The organism is Kribbella soli, assembly GCF_004331345.1.
Classification (GTDB): Bacteria; Actinomycetota; Actinomycetes; order Propionibacteriales; family Kribbellaceae; genus Kribbella; species Kribbella soli.
On sequence record NZ_SJJZ01000001.1, the window covers coordinates 1,930,144 to 1,955,877 of the forward strand.

Genomic DNA, 25,734 nt, shown 5'->3' on the forward strand with positions numbered 1-25,734 from the left:
AGGCCCGGCGGGTGAGATCAGCGCGGCAGGATCAGCGTGTCGGTGAGGAGTTTTGCGGTTTTTCGCAGGGTTGCCGGGGACGACGAGAGGTCCGTGGCGAGGGTGTAAGGGGTGAGGGTCTCGCCGGGGCCTACCAGGCGGTGGCGGTGGGCGAGGAGCCAGACAATGGCTCGGGGCCAGGTCGAGAGGCGGGCCTTGGTCAGGAGGTCGGGGGCGTCGCGGACGAGGCGTTCGGCGATGTCGAAGGCGTCCGGCGCGTACGCCGTACCGAGGGTTTCGCCGGCCATCAGCCAGGCGTGCGGTGCGAGGACCGAGAGGGTGGCGGCTTGGTGGTTGTCCAGGCCGCGGAGGTCGGGCTGGGGCGGGGAGCCGAGGCCGGCCAGGGCTCGGTAAGCGTCTTCCAGGTCGTTGGTCGCGTCGTCGAGGAAGACCCGCTCGCCGGGCTTCGAGCCGACCGGGTCGATCATCGCGGCGGCTTCCAGGGCCGGTTGCCAGACGTCGACGGCGTCGATCGCCTCGTCGACGGTGTCCAGCGGCAGGTGGGTCCGGTCGCCGGCGAACTCGAGCCAGGCCTTCACGACCACCGGGACCGCGTCGAAATAGGTGCTGTCAGCAAGGACCTTGCGCGGCAACCAGTGCGCGAGGAAGAGCTCCACCAGTACACCGCTGACGCGCTGTGGACCGCCGACGGTGTGATCGACCGCGTGATCGATCCACAGCCGGGCGATGTCCGCAGCGTCGTCGGGCAGGCCAACGGCGTACTGCGACTCGAGGAACTCCTCGACCAGCTGCTCGCGCTGTCGTGTGGTCATCAGCGGGCGGATCGGCGGCCGGACCGGGCGCTCCGGCATCTGGGTCAACCGGTTCACCAGCAGGCCGGTGAAGAACTCGAAGTCCTCGCTGACCGGCGGATCGTCGTAGTCGCGGGTCTCGCCCAGCGCCTGCAGGATGATGCCGGCCGCGATCGGTGGGCGCACGGTCCGGATGGTCACCCGGCCGCCGCGCTCGTACGCCTCCAGGACACGGTCCACCGGCGGGCCGACGAACACGTCCTTGATGATCGCGCCGAGATTGTTGTCGATGAACACCACCACGGTGTGCGGATGCTGCTCGTCGTCGTAGTCGAGCACGACGCTCAGCCCGTCACCAGTGATGTCCTCGGACACGATCGCGCTGGTCAGCCGGAAACCGGCGATCCGGGTCACCCATTCCGGCACTTCGTCCTGCGTCCGCAACCGGGAGACATGCGCCCGCTGCAGCGGCAGCCGCCCGGCAGGGCCGACCGTCCGGGCCAGGCTCGTCAGCAGCACGAAGGACTCGAGGTCACGGCGCTCGCCGAGCACCCGCGCCGCGTCGGCCCAGAAGAATCGCTCCACCTCGCCGATCTCGTCCGGGAGCCCGGCCGGCCACAGCTGGTCGGCGAGCATCGCCGCCGAACGCGCCACCGACGCCTCGGCGATCACCGGATGCAGGGCGGCCGGCACCGAGGCCATGTCGAGGGCCAGCGTTTCCAGCAGGGTCTCCAGCACGGCGACGCTCGGCGTGGTGTCGACATCCACAGCCGCCGCCGGCACGGGCGGCTCGCCCGGGTCGGAGCCGACGAGCCGCAGATGGCTGCGCCGTCCGTCCCGTCCACTCGGAGACTTGGTCACCTCCGTGAGATTACCGTCCGCACCCCCTCCCCCGCAGTCCCGTCAGCGCGCCCTGTGGACAACCTCGCCGCACATCCTTGAGCACCCACCAACCGTTTCGCGAGTGGAAATGTGGTTGGTGGGTGCCCAAAGACGCCGCACAGGTCAGCCCTTGAGGGCGCCGGCCATCAGGCCGCCGATGAACCAGCGGCCCAGGAGGATGTAGACGAGCAGGGTCGGGAACGACGTGATGAGCGCGCCGGCCATGCTCGCCGCGTAGTCGACCTTCTGGCCGCCGGACAGTGCCGCCAGGCCCAGGGTCACCGGGCCGTTGTTCTGCTGGGTCAGGAACAACGCGAACAGGAAGTCGTTCCAGACCGAGGTGAACTGCCAGATCAGCGTCACCACGAACCCGGAGATCGAGATCGGCAGGATGATCCGGACGTAGGTCTGGATCAGGCCGGCGCCGTCCACCCGGGCCGACTCGATGATCTCGTTCGGGACGATCGTGGCGTAGTAGTTGCGGAAGATCAGCGTGCAGATCGGGATGCCGTAGATGCAGTGCGCGATGATCAGGGTCGGCACGCCCCGGGTGATGTCCAGCTCGGTGAACGTCGTCCGCAGCGGCAGCATCACCGCCTGGTACGGGATGAACATCCCGAACAGGATGAACGCGAACACGATGTTCGCGCCCGGGAACCGCCAGCGGGCCAGCACGAACCCGTTCGCGGACCCGATCAGCGACGAGATGATCGCGGCCGGGATCGCCAGCGACAGCGACCGGATCATGTACGGCTGGAGCACGTCCCAGGCCTTGCTCCACGGCTCCAGCGTCCAGGTCTTCGGCAGCGACCACTGGCTGGCGGCCGTGGTGTCGCCGGAGGTCTTGAAGCTCGTGACCAGTACGACGTACACCGGGATCAGCACGACCACCAGGAAGAGCAGCAGCAGGGCGTAGCGGATCGTCCGGCTGCGCCGCGTCGAACCGTCCGCGATCTGCCCGTGTTTTCGCGGCTTCTGCTGGACCGCGGCGGCGGCCCGCCCGGTCGCGGCGACTTCGGTGCTCATTCCTCACTCTCCTGCCGGACGGTGTAAGCGACGTACGGGATGACGAGTACGGCGACGACCGCGAGCATCACGATCGCGATCGCGGCCGACTTGGCCATGTCGCTGCGCAGCAGGGTGTTCCACATGTAGATCGCGGGCACCTCGGTCCGGAACTGGTTCGGCCCGGTGATCGCGTAGATCAGGTCGAACAGCTTCAGCGACATGTGCCCGAGAATGATCAACGCGGACAGCGCGATCGGTGACAGCTGCGGGAACAGCACGTACCGGTACAGCTTGAACTCCGACGCACCGTCCACCCGGGCCGCCTCGCGCAGCTCCGGCGGGATACCCCGGAAACCGGCCAGGAACAGCGCCATGATGTACCCCGACAGCTGCCAGACCGCGGGCATCGCGATGGACGCCATCGTCGTCCATCTGCTTCCGGCGGTCCACCACGGATTCTCCAGGAAGCTCAGATGGAGGATCTCGAACAACCGATTCAGGCCCCGCGCATCCTCGCCCTGAGAAGGGTTCAGCAGCCAGCCCCAGACCACGCCCGAGGCGATCATCGAGATCGCCATCGGGAACAGGTAGACCGACCGGAAGATCGACTCGCCGGGCACGCCCTTCTCCAGCAGCAGCGCCCAGAGCAGGCCGAAGATCAGCGTGCCCACGATGAACGCCACCGTGAGCACGCCGAGGTTCTTCAGCGAGTTGAGGAACCGGTCCTCACCGAACAGGTTCCCGTAGTTCTCGAACCCGACGTAGTTCGCCGGGCCCTTGCGAGCCGTGTGCCGGTCCGTCAGCGAGGTGTTGAAGGACCATGCGATCAGCCCGTAGACGAAGTACCCGAGCAGCAGCACGGTCGGCAGCAGCACCAGGGCACCAGGTCCCCAGGTACGAATTCTTCCGTGCACCTCTCAGTCCTCCCACGAGATTACGGTCCGCAACGCTGCGCTGAATTTCTTGGACACATCAGCTCGTCTTCATCGCGGTACCGAGCGCCGTCTGCAGCTTCGCGACGTCCTGGCTACCGCTGAACTGGCTGAGCGCCGACAGGATGTCGTTGTTCTGGCCGGCCGTGCACGCGGCACCGTGGGCGCAGGACGGGACGATCGTGTCCTTCTTCCAGTCCGCCATCGCCGACTGCTGGTACTTCGGGTAGTCGGCGGGGTCGGCGTCCGAGCGGGCCGGAATCGAGCCCTTCTTGGTGTTGAACGCCTTCTGGCCCTCGGCCGAACCAACCGTCTTCAGCCAGCACTTCGCACCGTCGGGGTCCGCGCCGTTGGTCGGCAGCGTGAACGAGTCCGCGAGGAACTGGAACGAGTCGCCCGTACCCGGGGCCGGCCAGTAGGTGTACGCCGTCTCCGGAACCTTGTTGGCCAGCTGCTGGGCGGCGACCCAGTCACCCATCAGGGTGTAACCGGCCTTGCCGGCGTTCACGTAGCCGAGCGAGTCCGACCAGTCGATCGCCTCGCGGTCTGCGTTGCTGAACGACAGCAGCGTCTTGTACTTGTTCAGCGCCGCGGTCACGTCGGCACCGGCCCAGTCCGTCTTGCCGTCCCAGAGACCTTTGAACTTGTCCGGGCCGAGCTCGGCCAGCAGCGTCGTCTCCACCAGCATCTCCTGGGCGAAGCCCTTGGACAGGCCCAGCGGCGCCGCCACACCGGCAGCCTTCAGCTTGGTCAGGTCGGCGATCCACGCGTCCACATTGGCCGGAGCCTTGGTGGCGTCGATGTTCGCCTTCTTCAGGACCGTCGGGTTCGTCCAGACCACGTTCGCCCGGTGGATGTTGGCCGGGATCGAGTAGATCTTGCCGTCGACGGTCAGGTTGTCGATCAGGTTCTGCGGGAAGGCCTTGTCCAGCCCGTAGTCCTTGTACAGCTGGCTGACGTCGTCGACCTGGCCGGCGTTGATGTAGTCCTTCAGCTCCGCACCCGCGTGGGCCTGGAACGTCGACGGCGGCTTACCCGCCTGCAGGTCGTTCGCCAGCACCTGCTTGGCGTTCGCGCCCGCGCCACCGGCAACAGCCGAGTTCACGAACTTGTAGTCCTTGCACTCCGTGCCGAACACGGACACCATGCCGTCCAGCCCGGCCTTCTCACCACCGTCGGCCCACCAGGTGAAGACAGTGACGTCCTTGTTCGCGGACGAGTCTCCGCCGCCGCTGTCGTCGCTGTTCCCGCAGGCGCTCACCGCGAGAAGACCCGCAGCACCCACCAGCGCCAGGGTCTTACTCAGACCACCACGCATGATTTCACTCTCCGATCAATAGATGGAGCCGCCTGTGACAACGATGCCCCCTTGACGGTGCAACTCTGGGACGGCGCGCAGCGGGTGTCAACGTTCCGCGCAGGCGCGTTGCGCAGCCGTGACCCCGTGCACCTTGACAGTGTGAGAGCGCGCACATTCCGGGTTCGACCGGCCTCTGCGCGCATTCGCGTTGCGCAAACGCTCAGGGCCGCAGCAGCACCTTGATGGCCCGCCGCTCGTGCATCGCGGTGTAGCCGTCGGCGACCTCGGCGAGCGGAATCTGCGCGTCGAAGACCTTGCCGGGATCGATTTCACCAGCGAGGACGTCGGCCATCAGGTCCGGCAGGTACGCGCGGCACGGCGCCGCCCCGCCGTTCAGGCCGACATTCCGCCCGAACATCGTCCCGATCGGCACCTCGACCCCGTGCGGTACGCCGACGAACCCGACCGTGGCCCCGGCCCGCGCGACGTCGAACGCGGTCGTCATCGACTGCTTCGTCCCGACACACTCGAGGACGGCGTCCGCCCCGACACCCTTGGTCAGTTCGAGTACGGCGTCCCGCGCCGCGTCGCCGCGTTCGGAAAGGATGTCCGTGGCACCGAATTCCTTCGCCAACTTCTGCCGTGGCTCATGCCGCGACAGGGCAACGACCCGCTCCGCACCCATCCGCGAGGCCGCGAGTACGCCGCAGAGCCCGACCGCACCGTCGCCCACGACAACCACCGTGTCACCGGCCTTCACGCGTGCCGACCGCGCCGCGTGCCATCCGGTGCCCATCACGTCGGACAGCGCGAGCAGTGACGGGACGAGCGAGTCGTCGGGCACCTCAGGCGTCGCGACCAGCGTGCCGTCGGCGTACGGAAGCTTCACGTACTCGCCCTGGCCGCCGTCCGCCTTGTCGCTGCCGTAGCCGACCCGGTTCTGGCAGGCGGTCTGGAAGCCGGCCTGGCAATGCGGGCAGGTGCCGTCGCTCACCACGAACGGCGCGACCACGAAGTCACCAGGCTTGACCGTGCGGACCTCGGACCCGATCTCCTCGACGATGCCGACGAACTCGTGCCCGATCGGCCGCGGCTGCTTGACCGGGTTCTCACCGCGGTACGGCCACAGGTCGGAGCCACAGATGCATGAGGCAACGACCTTGACCACCGCGTCCCCCGGTCCGTCGATCTTCGGGTCCGGACGATCTTCCAGCCGTACGTCGAACGCTCCATGGATCACTGTGGCTCGCATGGAGCCAGGCTAGATCAGGCCGGAACGGGCGCGGGCTCGACCCGCTTCGCGTCCCAGGCCAGCCACACGCAGGCGACCGCGAGGAGTACGCCGTGACCGATCCGCAGGGCGGGCGGGCCGAAGAACTGGGGCAGGAACAGCCCGAACCCGACCGCGAACAGGATCGCCGGCACGGTACGCAGCCGGATCGCGAGGATGATCGCGCCCGCTGCCATGGTCAGCAGACCGAGCCCGAACATCGTCATCGCGAACGGGTTGTAGCGCACGTCCTCGGCGAGGTCGAGGATGTTCGGCTGGTGGGCGATCGCGTGCAGGCCGAAGTCCTCGGCCCCGTAGTACGGCAGCGTCAGGCCGGCGCCGATCCAGAACACGGTGGCCGCCGTGCGGTCGAACTGCAGCAACGCGACCGCGACCACGATGAACCCGATCATCGCGCACAGGTGCGCGACCACCCACGCGGTGGCGCCCATCGCGGCTGCGGCGCCCGCCGTGGTCGTCTCGTCCTCCCACGGACGGAGGGCGGGATAGAGCAGGAACAGCACACCTGCAACGGAGAGCGGAATCCTCATGAGTCTTTCCTCAGGCTGGCGAGATACATCTGGATGAGTTGGTCGTAGGTACCGTCGAGGTCTTCGGGCAGGCCGAAGCCACCGCCGGACTCGATGGACGCGAAGCCGTGCACGAGCACCCGCAGGCGCCGGGTCGCATGCACTGCCGCCGGGCCCTCGAGCCCGTAACCGCGCAGCGTGGCGTACATGACGCTGACCAGCTTCGTGCCCGCCGCTTCCTGCACCGGATCGTGCAGCGGATCCATCGGCATCGCGGCGTACCGTTTCGGATGGGCGGCGACGTAGGAGCGGTAGGCGTGCATCAGCGCGATGACCGCCTCGTCACCGGCCATACCCAGGACGGTGGCGGTGAACTGCTCGGTCATGTCCTCCAGCACCCGCACACCGACGAGGGTCTTCAGCTCGCCGAGGCTCGCCACGTGCTTGTACAGCGACGGTGTGGCGACCCCGCAGCCCTGCGCGACGGCGGCGAGCGTGAGACCGTCCGGCCCGTGCTCGTCGACGATGCCCAGCGCAACCTCGACCACGGCAGCAGGCGTCAGGGACCCTTTTACGACCATAGCCAAGAGGCTAATGGCATTAGCCTACTGCGGTCAACCGGGTCAGATCGTCACGTAGCGTCCGCGCCGATGGACCAGGGCGGGTACGTCGTCGGCGGCGATCTCCACGTGGACGATCTCCAGGTGCACCTGTACGCCCCAGCCGAGCTCGGGCGGATCCTGGTCGACGAGCTTGCAGCCCACCCAGGCGCTGACACCGACCGGCGCCGGACCCCAGGCGGTGTCCGTCCAGTCGATCATCCGGAACGGTCCGCCCGGGGCCGGTGCGACGTACCCGAAGGCGTCGGCCAGCTGGCGGTGCGGTTCGCCGAGCAGCGACACCACCGCAGTCCTTGCCTCACACATCGTTTCCCACAGGTCCGACTCCGGGTCGATCATCCCGACCACGTACCCGGGCTCGCCGTCCGCGACGAGCATCGACGACACCGTGAGGCCGGCCCGCTCGCCGTCGTACGACGCTGTCCACAGGCCGACAGGTGACGGCAGCCGGCCGCGGAACCGCCGTACCGGACTCCGCTCGGACTCGGGCGGGAGGAACGGGTGGTCACCGTGAATGGTCACGGGGCCACGGTAACCCGCTCCGGAAGGGCGAAGGTTTCGATGGGCTGCAGGCTGAGGCCGCTGGACCCGCGGACCGTCTCGACCACGCCGTTGGCGTCGAACGTGAAGCGATACGACTCGCCGTACGAGCCGTAGCCGTTGCCGCCGGTGACGCGGAGCGTGTCGCCGTCCGCCTCGAGCTCCTGCGGCTCCTCCGCCGGGTTCGAGCCGGACGGGTCGGTCGCGTACAGGCGGCCGCCGATCACGACGAAGTCCGTGACACCCCACAGGTTGGCGAAGCGGCCGGTGAAGCGGGTCAGGTCGCCTTCACCGCGGTCCTTCGACTCGGCGAGGTCGAGGAGCCGGAAGAGACCTTCGGCGAACTGCGACGCGGGCCCGTCGATCGCGTTGGTCAGCACCGAGACGACGATCCGGTGCTCGGGATCGACGAGGGTCCTGGTGATGTGGCCCGGGTACCCGCCGCCGTGCCCGAACACCTCGCGGTCGCCGACCTTGTTCACCGCTAGCCCGAGGCCGTACCGCGCCTTCTCGTCCGCCCCGGTCGTCCACAGCGGGTGCTGCATCTCGCGCTTGGATTTGTCCGAAAGCAGCCGGTTGTCGCCGGGCAGGTGCGCGGAGAAGTACGTCACCAGGTCGCGCGCGTTGCCGAAGAACCCGGTCGCCGAGGCCAGCGCGCGGGTGTCGACGTGCTCGATCGGGACGCGAGTGTCGGCGTACGCCAGGGCGCTGTACCCGGCGGCGTACTCGGTCAGCCGGGCCGGGTCCAGCTCTGGGCCGAGACCGGACAGCCCGAGCTTGTCCACGATCGCGGTCTGGACATACGAGTTGTACGGCGTACCGCTCGCTGCCTCGACGACGAGTCCGAGCAGGCCGTAGCCGATGTTCGAGTACTTGAAGCGCTCGTTCTCCGCGATCACGGCCGACGACGCGTCCCGCAGTACGGCGAGCAACTGGTCGCGGTCCGGGAAGGCTGTGGACAACTGCCACCAGTTCGCGTCCAGGCTGTCCCGGGTCAGGCCGCCGGCGTGCGCGAGCAGCTCCCGTACGGTCCGCTCGCCGACCGGCGTACCGACGATCTCGGTGACGTGCTGCGACACCTTGTCGTCCAGCCGCAGCCGGCCCTGCTCGACCAGCTGGAAGATGGCGGTCCCGGTGAACGTCTTCGAGTGCGAGGCGATCCGGAACAGATGCTGCTCGGTCAGCGGTACGTCGTTCTCCACGTCCGCCAGCCCGTACGCCGCCGAGAACGCGATCGCGTCCTCGGCGTACACCGCGACCTGGACGCCCGGCACCCGCTGGTACCGCTGGTTGAACGCCAGCCAGCTGTCGTAGTAGGCGAGTGCCTCGGTCACGCTGTGTGTCACGGCGGTTCTCCTGGCGGATCGGCGGATGGAGTTTCTGTCATACCTTCCGCATCAGGGTCCGCTCAACGACGCTTCGGCAGCAACTTGAGCACCGCGAGTCCTACTGTCATTCCTTTGTGATCAGTGGATTGAATCAACGTGGCGGCGGGACTGGATGACCCGGAAGCGGCTCGCGACGTAGGCGCCGTCGGTGTACGTCGCGTTGGCCGCCGGGTTCGCCCCGGTGCCGTGGAAGTCGCTGAACGCGGCCGACTGGTTCACGAACACCTGGCCGGTCAGGTTCTCGGACAGCGCGACGCCCGCGTCGATGGCCGCGTCCCGGGCCTCGTCCAGGACCTTCGAGTCGATCGAATAGATCCCGGCCGTCATCGCGCCGCCGTCGGTGACCGTCGACCGGAACAAGTCGATCGACTGCGCGGTGTCGGCCGTCTTGACCAGGAACGACACCGGGCCGAAGCACTCGCGTCCGTACACGTCGGCGTCGTCGGCGTCGACCGCCACGAGCAGCGGCGTACGGACAACCGCGTCCGGGAACGCCGGGTGCTGGATCGCGCGGGACTCCAGCACCACCTCGCCGTACTCCGGGGCAAGGTCGAGGCGGCTGATCACGGCCTGGTTCACGATGCCGCCGAGGATCTCGACCGCGCGGGCGTCGTCGCCGAGCAGCTTGCCGATCGCCGTCGCGAGCGCGGCGCCGACCTCCTCGAAGGACTTGTGCCCCTCGTCGGTCTCGATCCCGCCGGCCGGGACGAACAGGTTCTGGGTGGTGGTGCACATCTGGCCGGAGTAGAGGGAGAGCGTGAAGGCCAGGTTGCCGGTCAGCGCCTTGAAGGAGTCGGTGGAGTCGATGATGACCGCGTTCACACCGGCCTTCTCGGTGAAGACGGTCGCCTGGGTCGCGTTCTGCTCCAGCCACTCGCCGAACTCGCTGCCGCCGGTGAAGTCGATCAGCTTCACCTCGGGCCGGGTCGCCAGCGGCTTGGCCAGGCCGTCGCCGGCGCGCTCGGTGGCCAGGGTGACCAGGTTCGGGTCGAAACCGGCCTCGGCGAGCACCTCACGGCAGACCTCGACGGTGATCGCCAGCGGCAGCACGGCCAACGGGTGCGGCTTGACGACGACCGCGTTGCCGGTGACCAGCGACGCGAACAGGCCGGGCCAGGAGTTCCAGGTCGGGAACGTGTTGCAGCCGATCACCAGCGCGACGCCGCGGCCGGTGACCGTGAACGTCTTCTCCATCCGGATCGGGTCGCCCTTGGCCGGCTTCTCCCAGTTCGCGGTCGCCGGGTAGCGGTTCATCTCCTCGTGCGCGTACGCGACTGCCTCCAGCGCCCGGTCCAGCGCATGCGCGCCGCCGGCCTGGAACGCCATCACGAACGCCTGACCACTGGTGTGCTGGACCGCGTTGGCGAGCTCGAAGATCCGCCGGTGCAGCCGGTCGAGAATCTCCAGCGCGACCCCGGTCCGCGCATCGATCCCGGCCCGACGCCAGTCCGGGAGCCCCTGCTGCGCCGCGGTCAGCAGCTCGTCCAGACCGTCCTCGACCACCCGCGGGTACGAGACGTCCATCGCGATCCCGTACGGCGACTGCTCGGTGACGACGGTGCCGCGCGATCCAGGGATCTCGAGCGCGTACGTCGTACCCAGATGGGCCTCGAAGGCCGCCTTGCCGTCAGCCGCCGCGGTCTCGCCGTACACCCGAGGGCTCGGTGACTCCGGGAACGCGGAGTGGTAGCCGCGGTCGTGGATCGCCTTCAGCGCACCGTTGAGGCGCTCGCGGTGGGAGGAGAGCAGGTCGGTGGTCATGAGGGCGATGTTACAGTCGTTGACGCGATTCGTACTAGGGTGTCACAAGCCTCTTCTCGATTGGGCAAGGTATGGACGACTTGGCGGCGCGCGTGGCGGCGGCGATGTGGGCGGAAGACACCGCCAGCGCCGGGCTGGGGATGCGGCTGGTGGCGGTCGGCGAGGGGACGGCGCGGCTCGAGATGCCGGTGCGCGCGGACATGGTCAACGGGCACGGGATCGCGCATGGTGGATTCGTGTTCAGTCTGGCCGACTCGGCGTTCGCGTTCGCCTGCAACTCGCGCAACCAGGTGACGGTCGCGCAGGCCTGCGACATCGTGTTCATCGCCCCGGCGCATCGCGGCGATCTGCTGGTCGCCGAGGCCCGGGAGCGGACGAGGTTCGGCCGGAACGCGATCTACGACATCACGGTCACCCGCGACGACGCGGTGATCGCCGAGTTCCGCGGCCGCAGCCGCCAACTGTCCGGAACCATTCTGGAGGAGTCATGATGCGCGAGGCGTTTCTGGTCGACGGGGTCCGCACTCCGATCGGGCGGTACGGCGGTGCGCTGTCGGCCGTCCGTCCCGACGACCTGGCCGCGCACGCGATCTCGTCGCTGCTGAACCGCACCGCGCTGGACCCGGCCCGGATCGACGACGTGATCCTCGGCTGCGCGAACCAGGCCGGCGAGGACAACCGGAACGTCGCGCGAATGGCGGTGCTGCTCGCCGGCCTGCCGGACTCGGTCCCGGGGACGACGATCAACCGGCTCTGCGGGTCGGGCCTCGACGCGGTCGCGTCCGCCGCCCGGTCGATCATTGCCGGGGACAACGACATCGTGGTGGCCGGCGGCGTGGAGTCGATGTCGCGGGCGCCGTTCGTGATGCCGAAGGCAACGACCGCGTTCTCCCGGCAGGCGGAGGTCTTCGACACCACGATCGGGTGGCGGTTCGTCAATCCGGCGTTGAAGGCGCAGTACGGGATCGACTCGATGCCGGAGACGGCCGAGAACGTCGCCGCGGAGTTCTCCATCTCTCGCGAGGACCAGGATCTGTTCGCGTTGCGCTCGCAGCAGCGGGCCGCCAAGGCGCAGGCCAACGGGCGGCTGGCCGAGGAGATCGTTGCGGTCGACGTGCCGGGCAAGCGCGGGGCGGTCACCGTTGTCGATACCGATGAGCATCCGCGCGAGACCTCGCTCGAAGCTCTTGCCGGTTTGAAGACTCCGTTCCGATCGCCCGGGACCGTGACCGCGGGGAACGCCTCGGGGGTCAACGACGGTGCGGCGGCGTTGCTGGTGATGAGCGGTGAGGCCGTGGAGAAGTACGGGATGACGCCGTTGGCACGGGTCGTGGGGACGGCCGCTGCCGGCGTACCGCCTCGGATCATGGGGATCGGGCCGGCGCCCGCGACGCGGAAGCTGCTCGATCGCACCGGGGTCGCGTTGTCCGACGTCGACGTGATCGAGTTGAACGAGGCGTTCGCGTCCCAGTCGCTCGCCGTACTGCGTGAGCTCGGTCTGCCCGACGACGCCGAGCACGTCAACCCGAACGGCGGCGCCATCGCCCTCGGCCACCCGCTGGGGATGTCCGGCGCCCGCCTCGCCCTCACCGCGGCCCTGGAGCTTCGCCACCGCGACGCCCGGTTCGCGCTGGCCACCATGTGCATCGGCGTCGGCCAGGGCATCGCGACCCTGCTTGCCCGTCCCTAGGCGAGGAGCCCTTCATGCTCGGTGAGGCTTGTCCTTCGGAGTTGCGTGACGCCGGCGAGCAGCTGTCGGTCGACGAACTCCGGGCCCGACAGCTGTCGTTGCTGCAGGCAACCGTACGGCGGGCTTACGAGAACGTCCCGCACTATCGTTCTGTTTTGGACGGCGTCGGATTCAAGCCTGACGATCTCCAGTCGCTCGCAGATCTCAGCCGGTTGCCGTTCACGGCGAAGAAGGATCTGCGCGACAACTACCCGTTCGGCATGTTCGCCGTACCGCGGACCGAGGTGGCACGGGTGCACGCGTCGTCCGGTACGACGGGGCGCCCGACGGTGGTCGGCTACACGAAGAACGACCTGGACAACTGGGCCGATCTGATGGCGCGATCGATCCGCGCGGCCGGTGGGCGCGCGGGGGACGTCTGCCATGTCGCCTACGGGTACGGCCTGTTCACCGGCGGGCTGGGTGCACACTACGGCGCCGAGCGGCTCGGGTGCACCGTCGTACCGGTCTCCGGCGGGATGACCGAACGGCAGGTGGACCTGATCCGCGACTTCGGCGCCCGGATCATCATGGTCACACCGTCGTACTTCCTCTCGATCGTCGACGAGATGGCGGCCCGCGGCCTCGATCCGCGGGACACGTCGCTGCGGATCGGGATCTTCGGCGCCGAACCGTGGACCGAGCAGATGCGCACCGAGGTCGAGGAACGCACCGGCATCCACGCCGTCGACATCTACGGCCTGTCCGAGGTGATGGGCCCCGGCGTCGCGCAGGAGTGCGTGGAGACCAAGGACGGCCTGCACATCTGGGAGGACCACTTCTATCCGGAGATCATCGACCCGGTCACCGGCGAAGTACTGCCCGACGGCTCCGAAGGCGAACTGGTCTTCACCACCCTGACCAAGGAAGCCTTCCCCGTACTGCGCTACCGCACCCGGGACCTGACCCGGTTGCTGCCCGGAACGGCCCGCCCCGGCCTGCGCCGCATGGAGAAGATCACCGGCCGCACCGACGACATGATGATCGTCCGCGGCGTCAACGTCTTCCCCACCCAGATCGAGGAACAGATCCTCCTGGTCGAAGGACTCACCCCGCACTACCTCTGCGTCCTCACCCGCCCCAACCGCCTCGACGAACTGACCGTCCAGGTCGAAGCCGCCCCCGGCCTCACCGACCACACCACCGCAGCCACCACCCTCGCCCACCGAATCAAGGACCGAGTAGGCGTAACCGCCACCGTTGAAGTGGTAGCCCCTCACGCCCTGGAACGCTCCCTCGGCAAGGCCAAACGGATCAAGGACAACCGCTAACGACAGGAGATAGTCGCCCTAGTGGCCGCGCTGCCGCCTGGACTGAGGCGGCGTGATCGCGGGGCGGACGACTACCTCCTGTCCTTAGAGCAGGACCTCGGTTTGGGTTTCGTGGGGGCGGGTCTTGCGGAAGGCGGGTGGGCGGATGTGGGGGCGAACCAAGGCCTCTACTTCGAAGTCCTCGAGGTTGAACTTGGTGGCGATCTCTCGGTAGGGCGCGCCGGTGCGGACCTGGGCGATGACGCCTTCTACCTGGACGTCGCCGACCATCGGGCGGCCGTAGGAGCGTTCGGGGTCCACGATCACGTCGATGTCGTGGTAGATCACCAGCCGCAGCGTTCCGGCGTACCCGTCATCGGACCAGCCGATCGCGGCTGAGCCGCGGCGCAGGACGCCGGGGAAGCCGCCCTGGCTGTCGCGGATCCGTTCCCAGCCCGGTTCGCGGCCCTCGGCGGCGATCTCTACCAGCAGGTCGCGGCCGTCGTGGGCGAGGCCCGACCAGGCCAGCGGATAGCGCCGCCCGGCCCGGGAGCGGAGGGCGACGGCGGCCTCGCCGATCGCGTGCAGGGACAGGCCGGTACGACGCAGGTGCCGGAGCATGTGCGTCTCGACCAGGCCGGCGAACGTGATCGTCGGCTCGCCGCGGCTCCCGCTGCTCGCCTCGAGCGCCCCCGACCGCAACCAGTCCCCGAGCGTCGTAGCCGGCAGCCCGAGATGCAGCGCGGCCTCAGCCCGCGTGTACAAGGGCAGGTCGAACCGTGGATCCACGTCTCACCCCTCAGCGAAGGCGGTCGCCGAACACCCCGAGCATGCCATCCCACCAGCCGACTTTGAGCACCCACCAACCACTTCCGGCCGCGGAAAATGGTTGGTGCGTGCCCAAAGTCGCGCTGCAGAGGCCCGAGGGCGGTAACCCGGTTACGTGCGGGCCGAGGGGTGGATAGGATGTCCGGCATCTGGCACGGGGTAGCGACAAGAGGTGTGATGAGGGAACCCTCCGTACGCCGTTATTCCGGGCGGTCAGTCGAGGAGTGGAAGGCCGCGCGCCGGGAACGGCTACTGGCTGCTGCGCTCGAACTCTTCGGGACCGAAGGATATCCGGCGACATCCGTGGAACGCCTGTGCACACAGGCGAAAGTGTCCACGCGGCACTTCTACCACGAGTTCCAGAACAAGGAAGCGGTGCTCCTCGCAGTCCATGCGCAAGTGATCGAGCTGGCGGTCCGGACCACCGGGGACGCACTCCGCCGGACCGCCGACCGGCCGGTCCGGGAGCGGACCACCGCGGCCGTCGACTCGTACCTGCGCACCATCATGGCCGACCTCCGGCGGGCCCGGATCTCGTTCGTCGAGGTGGTCGGCACCAGCCCGGCGGTCGAGGAGCAGCGGATCGCGTTCCGGGAGCTGCTGATCCGCAACGTCCAGGCCCTCGGCGACTCAGCGGTCGAGCGTGGTGAGATCAAGCGCAAGGACTTCCGGTTCCTCGCGCTGGCGTTCTTCGGCGCGGTGAACACCGTCGTCTACGACTGGATGCTCACCGACCCGAAGCCACCGGAGCAGAACGTCCAGCAGTCCCTCCGCGACCTCGCCGTCCAGCTGATCACGGCTTAGTCGGTGCTGTAGCGCTTTCGGAGTTCGGCGACGGCGTCGGCGCGGGTCAGGGCAGCACCTTCGCCGTACGCCGTCTCGTACGGTTCGTTGCCCAGGGCATCGCGCAGTCCGTCGACGAGACGCTGTACGTCGGCGTCCGGGATCGCCCGCGTGCCCTTGATCGCCGCCGCGAGGCCAAGCGTGCGAGCGGCCACCGCCAGCTCGGCGGTGCGCGTCCCGGCAGCCAGCACCAGCGCGTCGGTCGACGCCTCGAGGACGGCTGCCGCGACTGGCATGTCCTCGGTGCTGAGCGCCAGCCCGACCGCCTCCCGCCCGCGCCGCTGCGCTTCCTCGACCTCGCCGGTGGACGCATACATCCGGCTCAGCTGCGACAGGATTGACGCCTGTCCGTGCGGTGCCACGCGCTCCGCCGCGAGATCGAGCATCGAGTAGGCCCGCTCCGCAAGTTCCTTGGCCTCGTCGAAGTTGCCGGTGCGGTGCGCCAGTCGCGCCAGTCCGATGTATCCCATCGCCTGGCCGCCCTGGGATCCGGTCTCCTCGGACAGTCGCATGGCGCGCTCCAGATCGGCGCGGGCGCCGTCGTAGTCGCCCAGCTCGATCCGGCTCATCGCGCAGCCGCCGAGCAGTTGCGCGACGCCGTCCGTCGTACCGAGCTCCTCGACCAGCCGGAGCGCCTCGATCAATGACTCCAGGGCCTTGGCGTGCTCCCCGTTGTTGGCCTGATAGCCGGCGAGTCCGCGCAGCGCCATCGACGAACCGAAGCGGTCGCCGAGTTCGCGGAAGCCGTCGAGCGCGATGGTCAGGGTGGCTGCCATCTCGTCGACCTCCCCTTCGTTCTCGCGGAACATCGCGCTCGCCATCAGGCCCATGTTCCGGATCCAGGGATCCGGGTGCCGGGCCGCGGCCTCGAGCTCGGCGAAGCAGGTCGCCTTGTCCCGGCGGATCGCCGCCCACACCGCGTTGGTGAACAGGCCGATCCCGGCGTCGACGAGCAGCCGGTGCCGCCTGGTCATCCAGCGGACCGTGGCGAGTCCACGGATCATCTGCTGGAACGACCTGGCCGGGTCCGCCTCGCTGGACACCCGGCCGAGCGCGAGCAGGTACAGAGCCTCGGCCTTGTCCAGCGAAACACTCCTGCCCGGTACGGCGAGGGCCGCAGCCATCCAGCTCACCGCTTCGGCCGGGCGACCGCTCATCGTCCAGTACTCACCCAGTACGGCGACCATCTGGACGGCGACCCGCGCCGATCCGACGTCGATCGCCGTCCGGAGCGCGTCGATCAGGTTCTCGTTGTCGGCGGTCAACCGGGCGATCCACTCGATCTGCTCACCGGTCCGCAGCTTCGGTCGCGCCCTCCGCAGCATGCGGCTGAAGTACATGGTGTGCGCGTGCCGGAACCGGTCGTACTCACCCGAGGCCTTCAGCTGCTCGGCGCCGTACGCACGGACCGTCTCCAGCATCCGGTAGCGCACGGACCGTTCGTCGGCCGCGGCCTCGACGAGTGACTTGTCCACAAGGGATGCGAGGACACTGAGCACGGACTCGGCCGGGAGGCTCTCGTCGCTGCAGATCTGCTCGGCCGCATCGAGTGTTGCGCCACCGGAGAACAGTGAGAGTCGCCGAGCGACCGCCTGCTCGTCCGGATCGAGCAAGTCCCAGCTCCACTCCACGACCGCTCGTAGCGTTTGGTGGCGAGGCAGTGCGGTCCGGGAACCGCTGGTGAGCAGCCGGAACCGGTCCGCGAGCCGGTCCACGATCTGCGGTGGGTTGAGCGCCCGCAGCCGAGCTGCCGCGAGCTCGATCGCCAGAGGCATCCCGTCGAGCCGCCTGCAGATCTCGGCGACCGCGTCCCGGTTGGCGTCGGTCAGCTGGAAGTCAGGACGTACGGCGCGGGCACGGTCGACGAACAACTGCATCGCCGGGTACTCGTCGGCGGTCGAGTCCTCTGGAGGCAGACCGAGCGGACCGACCGGATGCAGGTGCTCACCGGGGATGCTCAACGGCTCGCGGCTGGTGGTCAGCACGCGGAGCCGTGGGCACGAGGCCAGCAGCGAGTCGACCATGCCGGCGACCTCTTGGACGAGGTGCTCGCAGTTGTCGAGGACGAGCAGGATCCGGCGGTCACCGATGACCTCGACAAGTCGCAGGGTTGCGGCCCGGCTGGTCGGAACGTGTTTCGGCGCCCCGAAAGGTGTCGCCGGCAGGTCGACGTACTCACTGGCGCCGAGCGTGGACAGCACCGCAGGCGCCACGTCGGCCGAGTCACCGAGTGGTGCGAGCTCTACGAACCAGATGCCGTCGCCGGACTGGCCTACGAGCGTCCTGCCGGTCTCTGTGGCCAGTCTGGTTTTGCCGGCGCCACCTGGTCCGACCATGGTCACCAGACGGGTCCCGTTGCTCAGCAGACGGGTCAGCTCCGCCACGTCCTCGCGGCGGCCGACGAAGCTGGTCAACGGCGCACGCAGGTTGCTGCGCGGCGCCGCTGGCGCTGGTACGGCGGCCGTCCTCGCAGTCGGGTCTACCGCGTCCCCACGCAGTACGGAGACATGCAGGTCGCGGAGGCGGGTGCCGGGGTCGGCTCCGAGTTCGTCAGCGAGCGTGGTCCGGACACGTTCGTACGCCGCCAACGCCTCCGCCTGGCGACCGTCGGCGTACAAGGAGCGGATGAGGAGTTCGTGCACGCGCTCGCGAAGCGGGTGGGTGACCGCGAGTTGTTCGAGGTCTGTGATCAGGTCGCGGGCGTGACCGCAGCTGACGGCGGCCTCGGCCTGGTCCTCCGCGGCGGCGAGGCGCAGTTCGGCCAGCCGGTCCGTCTCGACCGCCGCGAACGGGAGGTCGCGCAGGTCGGTGAGGGCGTCGCCGCGCCACAGCTTCTCGGCCTGCGTGAGGAGCGTGTGCGCCTGCTCCGGGTCGGACATGAGGAGCGCACGCCCCCGACGTACCAGCTCCTCGAACTGGAGGGCGTCGACGCAGTCCGGACCGATCGTCAGGGTGTAGCCCGCCGGACCGGACTGGACGGAGATGCTCGACTCGGTGGCCGGCAAGCTCGCCCGCAGCCGGGACACGAGCGACTGCAGAGCGTTCGCACTCGGGGCCTCACTGCCCCACAGCCCGTCGACCAGGGTCTCGACGCTGACCGGCCGGCCCGCGCTCAACGCGAGGCGCGCGAGCAGTCCGCGCAGGCGGACGCCCCGGATGTCGAGCGGAGTCCCATCGGCCGCCCACATCGCGAGAGGCCCAAGCACCGCTATGCGCACCCCACCAGCCTCGCACATCCGCCCGACCAAACACCCGTGCCTTTTGTCATCCGGCGGCTTAAGGTCAGGAGCCGTGACAGAAATCGCCGCGCAGACGCAGGTCGCGCTCTCCCGCATCGTCGCCGAACGTCAATCCAAGGGCCGGGTTCCCGGGGTGGTGGGCGCCGTCGCCCGCGCCGGGTCGCTCGCCTGGTCGACCGGGGTCGGGTCGGCCGACCTGGAGAATCCCGGCGTACCGCCGACCGCGGACTCCCAGTTCCTGATCGCGTCGCAGAGCAAGACGCTGACCGCGGTGACGATCATGGCGCTGCGTGACGAAGGCAAGCTCAGCCTCGACGACCCGATCGAGAAGCTGGTGCCGGACAGCAAGCACGAGGGCATCACCGTCCGGCAGATGCTCAGCCACGCCAGCGGGATGCAGCGCGAGCCGGTCGGCGACGTGTGGGACCTGATGAAGTTCCCGTCCCGCGAGGAACTGGTGCCGGGCTGGAACGCCGCGGAGCGGATCGGCAAGCCGCACCACCGGTTCCACTACTCGAACCTGGTGTTCTCGCTGCTCGGCGAGATCGTCGCGCGGATCGACGGGCGGTCCTGGTACGACGCGGTCAAGGCGCGGATCCTGGACCCGCTGGAGATGCGCCGTACGACGGTCGGGATGGACGGCGGGCCGGCGCAGACCGGGTACTACGTGCCGCCGTGGTCCGACGTACCGGTGCGGGAGCCGCTGCTCGACATCGGCGCGATGGACGCGTGCGGCGGGCTCGCGTCGACCGCGGAGGACCTGGCGAAGTGGGCGATGTTCATCGCGAACCCGGTCGACGAGGTGCTGTCGAAGGACACGGTGGACGAGATGTGCCAGGTGCAGATCATGGCCGACGTGGACCGTTGGCAGCTCGCGTTCGGGCTCGGGTTCATGCTGCTGCGCCGCGGCGACCGGCTGTTCGTCGGCCACGACGGCGGCATGCCCGGCCACATCACGTCGACGTTCGTCGACCGCGCGTCCGGTACGGCGGGGATCGCGCTGTTCGGCGCCACGTCGTCGCCGGCCCCCAGCGCGCTCGCCACCGACCTGATCATCAAGGTCCTCGAGGACGACCCGCTCCCGCCGGAGGCCTGGGTCCCCGGTGCGGAGGTCCCCGCCGAGCTCGCCGGCGTCCTCGGCACCTGGTTCACCGAAGGCTCGCCGTTCGTGTTCTCGGTGAAGAACGGCGTCCTCGAGGCCAAGTCCCCGGCCGCCGCCGAGTACCAGTCCCCCGCGGTCTTCGAACGCCTCTCCGAAGACACCTACCGCACCGCCTCCGGCCGCGAGACCGGCGAACTCCTCCGCATCACCCGCGACCCCTCCGGCACCCCCACAAAGTTGCACTGGGCAACGTACCTCTGCACCCGCCAACCCCTGTCCTTCGCCGACATCAACCCGGGCTAGACGACGCAGAAGTCGTTGCCTTCGGGGTCTTTTAGCCAGAGGTGGTCGAGGGTTGTGGAGTTGTCCATGGGGACCTCTTGGAACAGGGTGGCGCCAGCGGCTATCAGCGTGGCGGCTGTGGCGCGGATGCGTTGTTCGCGGACGTGCTGGGGTACGGCGCGGCCGCCGGCTACCTGGAGGTCCAGGTGCAGGCGGTTCTTGACCGTACGGGGCTCGGGGACCTTGAGGAACGAGATCTTCGGCAGGACGCCGTTCGGGTCGGAGATCGAGGCGCCGTCGTACCACTCGTCCTTGGGGACGTTCAGGTCGGTGAGCCAGTCCTCCCAGGTGTCCCAGCCCTCCGGCGGATCCGCCTCCGTGTAACCGAGCGCCGTACACCAGAAGCGCGCGACGAGGGCCGGATCGGCACAGTCGATGGTGAGCGTCCAGGTGGTCGTCATACCGACCACTCTGCCGCTCACCACCGACAATTTGCTCAGGTACGCCGGCGGTAGGCGCGGATCGCCAGCGGCGCGAAGACCGCGACCAGGCCGACCATCCAGGCCAGCGTGATCAGCAGCGGCTTCTGGAGCGCACCGCCGCCCATCAAGGCACGCTCGGTGTCGACCAGGTACGTGATCGGACTGACCTTGGTGAACGCCTGCAGGAAACCGGGCAGCGTGCTGGCCGGGACGAAGATGTTGCTGCCGAAGGTCAGCGGGAACATCACCAGGAAGGCGATGCCCTGCACACCTTGGGCGGTCTTCATGACCAGGCCGAGCCAGACCCAGATCCAGCACATCGACAGCGCGAACAGCAGCACGATCAGCATGCCCAGGAAGCCGTTACCGACCCCGTTGTCGAAGCGGAAACCGAGCACGAACCCGCTCGTCATCAGGATCACGATCGACAGCGAGTACCGGACCGCGTCCCCGAGGACTGCACCGATCAGCGGCGAGACCCGGGCGATCGGCAGGCTGCGGAACCGGTCGAAGACGCCCTTCGCGAAGTCGTCGTTCAGGCCGACCCCGGTGCCCATCGTCGCGAACACCACGGTCTGCACGAGCAGGCCGGGCAGCAGCGTCGGCAGGTAGCTGCGCCAGCCCCCGCCCCCGGCGATCGCGCCGCCGAACACGAACAGGAACAGCGCCAGGAAGATGATCGGCTGGAACGTCACGTCCGCCAGGGCTTCCGGGTTCTGCCGGATCCGGACGATGTTCCGCCAGGCGAGCGTCAGGCTCTGCTGTACCCAGGCGAACGGCCGTGACCGGTAGCCCGGGTGGGCAGCTGGTTCGAGAGTTGCGGTGCTCATCGGCTCGCTCCTTCCAGTACGGCGTCGGACTTCTTCTCTTCGGCGGTGTGCCCGGTCAGCGCCAGGAACACCTCGTCCAGGCTGGGCAACCGCAGCGACAGCTCGGTCACCGCGATCCCCGCCTCGTCCAGCCGCCGTACGACGACCGGCATCGACGAGCCGTCGCTGACCGGGACGCTCACCAACGTGTTCACCACGTCGACCGACGGCCGGGTACCGGTCGACTCGGCGACGATCGCGGCGACCCGCTCGAGGTGGGCCGGCTCGGCCGGGCGGACGTCCAGCGACTGCTTGCCGGCCTGCGCCTTCAGCTCGGCTGGCCGCCCGTTCGCGACCACGGCGCCCTTGTCGAACACCACGATCGAGTCGGCCAGCGCGTCGGCCTCTTCCAGGTACTGCGTGGTGAGCAGCACTGTGGTCCCGTCGAGCACCAGGTTGCGGACCGTCTCCCAGACGCCGTTGCGGGCATGCGGGTCCAGACCGGTCGTGGGCTCGTCCAGGTACAGGATGCTCGGGTTGCCGACCAGGCTCGAGGCCAGGTCGAGCCGGCGGCGCATACCGCCGGAGTACGTCTTCGCGATCCGGTCACCGGCGTCGACCAGCTCGAACCGCTCCAGCAGCTCGTCCGCCTTGGCGCGGGCCTGCGGCCGTGAGTAGCCGAGCAGGCGGCCGATCATGATCAGGTTGCGGCGGCCGGACATGTCCTCGTCGACACTCGCGTACTGCCCGGTGAGCCCGATGATGCTCCGGACCTTGCCGGCCTCGCGTACGACGTCGTACCCGCCGACGGTGGCGTGGCCGCTGTCCGGCCGGAGCAGCGTGCCGAGGATGCGGACCGCGGTCGTCTTGCCGGCGCCGTTCGGGCCGAGGACCCCGAGGACCGTGCCGGTCGGCACGCTCAGGTCGACGCCGGCAAGCGCGGTCGTACTGCCATATTTCTTGACCAGACCGACCGCCTCGATGGCGACCTGGTTCGTTGTGGTCATCGGTTCCTCCCAGATTCCTTCACTTCACTGGGACTACCGTGCCGCAGTGCCCTGGCACCGCTCTGGCACTCGGCTGTCAGGCCGTGACAGCTGATGCCAGGGCACGCCCCTGTGGTGCCAGTACGGTGTGGCTCTGTTTCGCGTTCGACGTGGAGGAGTGGCCCGTGCGACGTGGTGCTGTGCTGGGGGTCGCGGTGGCAGTCGTCGCCGCAGGGGCGATCGGGTACGTCGTGTTCAAGCCGGAGCCGTTCAAGGTCGCCGACTACGACCGCATGTGCGAGTCGCCACGCTCCTTCGAGGAAGCTGCGGCGTACCAGGGTCCGTCGCCGCATCCGATCGAGATCGTGAACGGAGGCGTTTCGCTGCCCAGCGACGACCCGGAGATCAGCACGTGGTTCCCGGAGGACCCGGCGGCGGTGCAACTCGTGAGCTGCATCAACCGGGTCGGCCAGGGCGGATTCGTCAAACGGTGCGAGTACACCGAGCAGAACGTGCCGAACGGTCCGGTGGTCCGCACCATCGACCTGTACCGCGGCACGTACACCGTGGCGGTGTTCGAGGCCCGGACGGGCAAGCGGCTCGGCGAGACCCGGGTCGACGGCGTTGGCTTCGTCGGCAACACGATGAAGGAGGACGCCGACCCCTGCCAGACGTTCCTCCGCACCACCCAGGACGCGAAGGGCCACAGCGAGCAGGAGGGCCGCCCGACCACGGGTCAGCTACGCAAGATCCTCGACCCGCACGTGCACAAGCAGGGTTAGCCTTTGAGCGGGACGATCTCGTTGGCGAGCAGTGCCTGGTAGGCCTCGGGGTTGTACCGCGCCAGGTTGCCGCGCGCCTTCCGCCGGTACTTGAGGATCTGCCGGGTGCCGATCGCCCACAGCACGTACTGGAACGCCAGCGCGAACTTGAAGTCGTCGATCGCCTGCGGCGCACCACCTGACGAAGCGTCGAGCAGTACGCCGACCATGCCGATGCAGATCAGGGTGGCGATGAACCCGCCGGTGTTGACCATCCCGTTGGCCGCACCGAACCGCGTTGTGGGGTTGAACGTCCGCGCGTAGTCCAGCCCGAGCATCGAGCCCGGACCGCCGGCCGCCTGTACGACGATGAGCGCCAGGAGCACCGGCAACGGCGCACGGCCCGGCCAGAGCAGTACGACGGTCCACATCACGACCGAGCCCGCGATCACCGCCAGCACGATCCACGACCGATAGAACGGGAACTTGGCGGCGTACCGCCCGACCAGCGGGCCGTAGCAGAGCCCTGCCAGCACAGGAATGATCAGCATGGCCGCAGCGGTCGTCGGCGCGAGGCCCTGTCCCTGCACGAGGAACGGGTAGCCCCAGAGCAGCCCGAACGTGCTGCCGGAGAAGCTGGTGGTGAAGTGCGTCCACAGACCGAGCCGCGTACCCGGCTCCTGCCAGGCACGGCGCAGGTTCCTCTTGACCTCGTGCAGCGGCTGCTTGGCCCGGCGGAGCGGTTCGTCGTACGGCGTGTCCTTGATCAGGAACAGCACGAGCAGACCGGCCAGGAGGCTCAGCACGCTCGCACTGGCGAACGTCGTCGTCCACCCGAAGGCGTGGAAGGCAGCGGCCATCGGCACGGTCGACATGATCGCTCCGAGACCACCGAGCATTCCGGTCGCCTGCGACATCACCGGCTGCCGTAACGCGGGGAACCAGGACATGACCACGCGCAGCACGCTGATGAAGACCAGTGCGTCGCCGACACCCAGTACGGCGCGTGCGGCGAGCGCAGCGGGGTACGAGTCGACCAGGCTGAACGCCGACTGCGCTACGAACAGCAGTCCGGACGCGGTGATCAGGAGGCGCTTGGAGCCGTACCTGTCGAGTAGTACGCCGACGGGGACCTGCATGGCGGCGTACACCGTGAGCTGTACGACGGTGAAGCTCGCCAGAGCGGATGCGGAGATGTCGAAGCGCTCTGCGGCCTGCAGGCCGGCGACGCTCATCGAGCCGCGGTGCAGCACTGTCACGAGGTACGTCAGGACAGCAGTGGCCCACACCGCCCAGGCTCGCCGTCCGCCCAGGGGGAAGAGGAGTTCGGTCACCGAGTGCCCCGCAGATCACTCGCGGCTTCGGCAATGTGTGCAACGACGAGCTCACGGAAGCGCTTGACGCTGTTGCCGCCGAGCGCGTCGATCATCTCCTGGTGCGCGGTGATGGACTTGTCCATCCGGACCGGCTGGACCTCGATCCCGGGCACGCCCATCCGGACCTGACGGTCCCGGAGGCTGTTGTAGAGCTTCGCCAGGATTTGGTTGCCAGCGGCATCGACGATCGCCTCGTGGAAGGCCCGGTCGGCCTCCAGGAAGCTCTTCGCGTCACCGGCCTTGCGGTGCGCGCGCATCTCGTCGACGCGCTCCGTCAGCGCCTCGATCAGCCGCTTGCGGCGCGGCCAGACCTTGGCAGCAGCGTGCGTCTCGATCAGCTCGCGGGCCTCGAGGACGTCGTCGATCTCCTGCGGCAGCACCGGGAGGACGAGGGCGCCGCGCTTCGGGTACAGCTTGACGAGGCCGGACTCCTCGAGGCGGAGCAGCGCCTCGCGCACCGGCGTACGGGAAACGCCGACGGCGGTCGCCAGCTCGCCCTCGGTGAGCAGCTCGCCGCCGGGATAGGCCCGATCCAGGATCGCGGCCTTCACATACGCGTACACGCGCTCGGCCGCGGGGATCTTCTCCACCCCCGGCGCAGCCTCGACGACCACGCGAGCGATCTCCGCGGTCTCGTCACCCAATATCAACGCATCCGGCACCTGCGCCGGGTCCCCGCCTGCCACTGAACTCCCACCCATACGACTCGTATCTCTGTTGTATCTATCTTACACACACTCAATCCACCGCTGGGCCCGGGTATTCCCCAGCTTGTCCACGAGTTATCCACAGGCGTATCCACAGGATGTGGGGAACAGGGTCCTGTCTGGTGATCCAGCGCCGTAGCGAGGAGGTGCTCGGTGCGGCGAGGTGCCGTGCCGAGTGCCCCGCAGTAGGCGTTTGATCACCAGACAGGACCTCAGCGTGATGCAGGGTTTCCCCTGCGTTGTGGATGAAGGACTCCGTGTGCCGCGAATCCGTCCTAAGGTCTCGGCATACCGGGCCCGTCCGCCCGGCCAGCCCTG

Annotated in this window: 23 protein-coding genes; 6 read left to right on the forward strand and 17 right to left on the reverse strand. The window is 68.6% G+C overall.

Annotation, left to right across the window (positions count from 1 at the left end; genetic code table 11):
* Window positions 1-17 precede the first annotated feature (17 nt).
* The 10 genes from E0H45_RS09635 to paaN all read right to left on the reverse strand — a co-directional run bounded on the left by E0H45_RS09635 (window position 18) and on the right by paaN (window position 11,022).
* On the reverse strand, window positions 18-1,652 hold the full coding sequence (locus E0H45_RS09635) for a hypothetical protein (RefSeq protein WP_238154878.1): 1,635 nt from the start codon (window positions 1,650-1,652) through the stop codon (window positions 18-20).
* 144 nt (window positions 1,653-1,796) lie between these two features.
* Entirely contained in the window at window positions 1,797-2,699 is a 903-nt protein-coding gene (locus tag E0H45_RS09640) for a carbohydrate ABC transporter permease (RefSeq protein WP_131336224.1), read from the reverse strand.
* Window positions 2,696-3,595, reverse strand: coding sequence for a carbohydrate ABC transporter permease (locus tag E0H45_RS09645; protein WP_131336226.1), 900 nt, complete (start codon window positions 3,593-3,595; stop codon window positions 2,696-2,698). Before E0H45_RS09645 ends, E0H45_RS09640 begins: the two co-directional genes overlap by 4 nt.
* 58 nt (window positions 3,596-3,653) lie before the next feature.
* A complete protein-coding gene (locus tag E0H45_RS09650) occupies window positions 3,654-4,931 on the reverse strand; it encodes an ABC transporter substrate-binding protein (protein WP_131336228.1) in 1,278 nt (425 codons plus the stop codon).
* A 202-nt stretch (window positions 4,932-5,133) separates the two neighbouring features.
* Window positions 5,134-6,165, reverse strand: coding sequence for a zinc-dependent alcohol dehydrogenase family protein (locus tag E0H45_RS09655; RefSeq protein ID WP_131336230.1), 1,032 nt, complete (start codon window positions 6,163-6,165; stop codon window positions 5,134-5,136).
* Window positions 6,166-6,179: 14 nt separating this feature from the next.
* On the reverse strand, window positions 6,180-6,734 hold the full coding sequence (locus E0H45_RS09660; RefSeq protein WP_131336232.1) for a hypothetical protein: 555 nt from the start codon (window positions 6,732-6,734) through the stop codon (window positions 6,180-6,182).
* Window positions 6,731-7,294 carry a TetR/AcrR family transcriptional regulator gene (locus E0H45_RS09665; RefSeq protein ID WP_202872237.1) on the reverse strand — a complete coding sequence of 188 codons (564 nt, stop codon included), beginning with the start codon at window positions 7,292-7,294 and terminating at the stop codon, window positions 6,731-6,733. Before E0H45_RS09665 ends, E0H45_RS09660 begins: the two co-directional genes overlap by 4 nt.
* A 42-nt stretch (window positions 7,295-7,336) precedes the next feature.
* Complete coding sequence (locus tag E0H45_RS09670) at window positions 7,337-7,855, reverse strand: flavin reductase family protein (RefSeq protein WP_131336234.1); 519 nt, start codon at window positions 7,853-7,855, stop codon at window positions 7,337-7,339.
* On the reverse strand, window positions 7,852-9,219 hold the full coding sequence (locus tag E0H45_RS09675) for a serine hydrolase domain-containing protein (RefSeq protein ID WP_131336236.1): 1,368 nt from the start codon (window positions 9,217-9,219) through the stop codon (window positions 7,852-7,854). Before E0H45_RS09675 ends, E0H45_RS09670 begins: the two co-directional genes overlap by 4 nt.
* Window positions 9,220-9,339: 120 nt before the next feature.
* Window positions 9,340-11,022 carry a phenylacetic acid degradation protein PaaN gene (gene paaN / locus E0H45_RS09680; protein ID WP_131336238.1) on the reverse strand — a complete coding sequence of 561 codons (1,683 nt, stop codon included), beginning with the start codon at window positions 11,020-11,022 and terminating at the stop codon, window positions 9,340-9,342.
* A 71-nt stretch (window positions 11,023-11,093) separates the two neighbouring features.
* Here paaN and paaI point away from each other — a divergent pair, with 71 nt between their 5' ends.
* Genes paaI through paaK form a run of 3 tightly spaced genes read left to right on the forward strand, consistent with a single transcriptional unit; the run spans window position 11,094 to window position 14,022 of the window.
* Window positions 11,094-11,513: a hydroxyphenylacetyl-CoA thioesterase PaaI gene (gene paaI, locus E0H45_RS09685; protein WP_131336240.1), complete on the forward strand. Its 420-nt coding sequence runs from the start codon at window positions 11,094-11,096 to the stop codon at window positions 11,511-11,513.
* On the forward strand, window positions 11,510-12,712 hold the full coding sequence (pcaF, locus tag E0H45_RS09690; RefSeq protein ID WP_272948951.1) for a 3-oxoadipyl-CoA thiolase: 1,203 nt from the start codon (window positions 11,510-11,512) through the stop codon (window positions 12,710-12,712). Before paaI ends, pcaF begins: the two co-directional genes overlap by 4 nt.
* A gap of 14 nt (window positions 12,713-12,726) precedes the next feature.
* A complete protein-coding gene (gene paaK / locus E0H45_RS09695; protein ID WP_131336242.1) occupies window positions 12,727-14,022 on the forward strand; it encodes a phenylacetate--CoA ligase PaaK in 1,296 nt (431 codons plus the stop codon).
* Window positions 14,023-14,106: 84 nt separating this feature from the next.
* On the opposite strand, the gene E0H45_RS09700 is transcribed toward paaK, so the two are convergent.
* Window positions 14,107-14,790, reverse strand: coding sequence for a hypothetical protein (locus tag E0H45_RS09700; protein ID WP_131336244.1), 684 nt, complete (start codon window positions 14,788-14,790; stop codon window positions 14,107-14,109).
* A gap of 216 nt (window positions 14,791-15,006) precedes the next feature.
* On the opposite strand from E0H45_RS09700, the gene E0H45_RS09705 reads away from it, so the two are divergent.
* Complete coding sequence (locus tag E0H45_RS09705; protein WP_131336246.1) at window positions 15,007-15,633, forward strand: TetR/AcrR family transcriptional regulator; 627 nt, start codon at window positions 15,007-15,009, stop codon at window positions 15,631-15,633.
* On the opposite strand, the gene E0H45_RS09710 is transcribed toward E0H45_RS09705, so the two are convergent.
* Window positions 15,630-18,878 (reverse strand): AfsR/SARP family transcriptional regulator, encoded by a 3,249-nt coding sequence (locus tag E0H45_RS09710; protein WP_165546396.1) that lies wholly within the window; start codon window positions 18,876-18,878, stop codon window positions 15,630-15,632. The genes E0H45_RS09705 and E0H45_RS09710 overlap by 4 nt on opposite strands.
* An 85-nt stretch (window positions 18,879-18,963) precedes the next feature.
* On the opposite strand from E0H45_RS09710, the gene E0H45_RS09715 reads away from it, so the two are divergent.
* Window positions 18,964-20,316, forward strand: a complete 1,353-nt coding sequence (locus E0H45_RS09715) for a serine hydrolase domain-containing protein (RefSeq protein WP_131336251.1) — start codon at window positions 18,964-18,966, stop codon at window positions 20,314-20,316.
* Here E0H45_RS09715 and E0H45_RS09720 read toward each other — a convergent pair.
* Genes E0H45_RS09720 through E0H45_RS09730 form a run of 3 tightly spaced genes read right to left on the reverse strand, consistent with a single transcriptional unit; the run spans window position 20,313 to window position 22,593 of the window.
* Window positions 20,313-20,756, reverse strand: coding sequence for a VOC family protein (locus E0H45_RS09720; RefSeq protein ID WP_131336253.1), 444 nt, complete (start codon window positions 20,754-20,756; stop codon window positions 20,313-20,315). The genes E0H45_RS09715 and E0H45_RS09720 overlap by 4 nt on opposite strands.
* 35 nt (window positions 20,757-20,791) lie before the next feature.
* Window positions 20,792-21,607 (reverse strand): ABC transporter permease, encoded by an 816-nt coding sequence (locus tag E0H45_RS09725; RefSeq protein WP_131336255.1) that lies wholly within the window; start codon window positions 21,605-21,607, stop codon window positions 20,792-20,794.
* A complete protein-coding gene (locus tag E0H45_RS09730) occupies window positions 21,604-22,593 on the reverse strand; it encodes an ATP-binding cassette domain-containing protein (protein WP_131336257.1) in 990 nt (329 codons plus the stop codon). The genes E0H45_RS09725 and E0H45_RS09730 overlap by 4 nt, the downstream gene beginning before the upstream one ends.
* A gap of 164 nt (window positions 22,594-22,757) precedes the next feature.
* Here E0H45_RS09730 and E0H45_RS09735 point away from each other — a divergent pair, with 164 nt between their 5' ends.
* On the forward strand, window positions 22,758-23,354 hold the full coding sequence (locus E0H45_RS09735) for a hypothetical protein (RefSeq protein ID WP_131336259.1): 597 nt from the start codon (window positions 22,758-22,760) through the stop codon (window positions 23,352-23,354).
* Here the strand turns inward: E0H45_RS09735 and E0H45_RS09740 are convergent.
* Together E0H45_RS09740 and E0H45_RS09745 are read right to left on the reverse strand one after the other, a co-directional pair.
* Entirely contained in the window at window positions 23,351-24,667 is a 1,317-nt protein-coding gene (locus tag E0H45_RS09740) for an MFS transporter (RefSeq protein ID WP_131336261.1), read from the reverse strand. The genes E0H45_RS09735 and E0H45_RS09740 overlap by 4 nt on opposite strands.
* Window positions 24,664-25,395, reverse strand: a complete 732-nt coding sequence (locus tag E0H45_RS09745; RefSeq protein WP_238154879.1) for a GntR family transcriptional regulator — start codon at window positions 25,393-25,395, stop codon at window positions 24,664-24,666. Before E0H45_RS09745 ends, E0H45_RS09740 begins: the two co-directional genes overlap by 4 nt.
* Window positions 25,396-25,734: the final 339 nt, after the last annotated feature.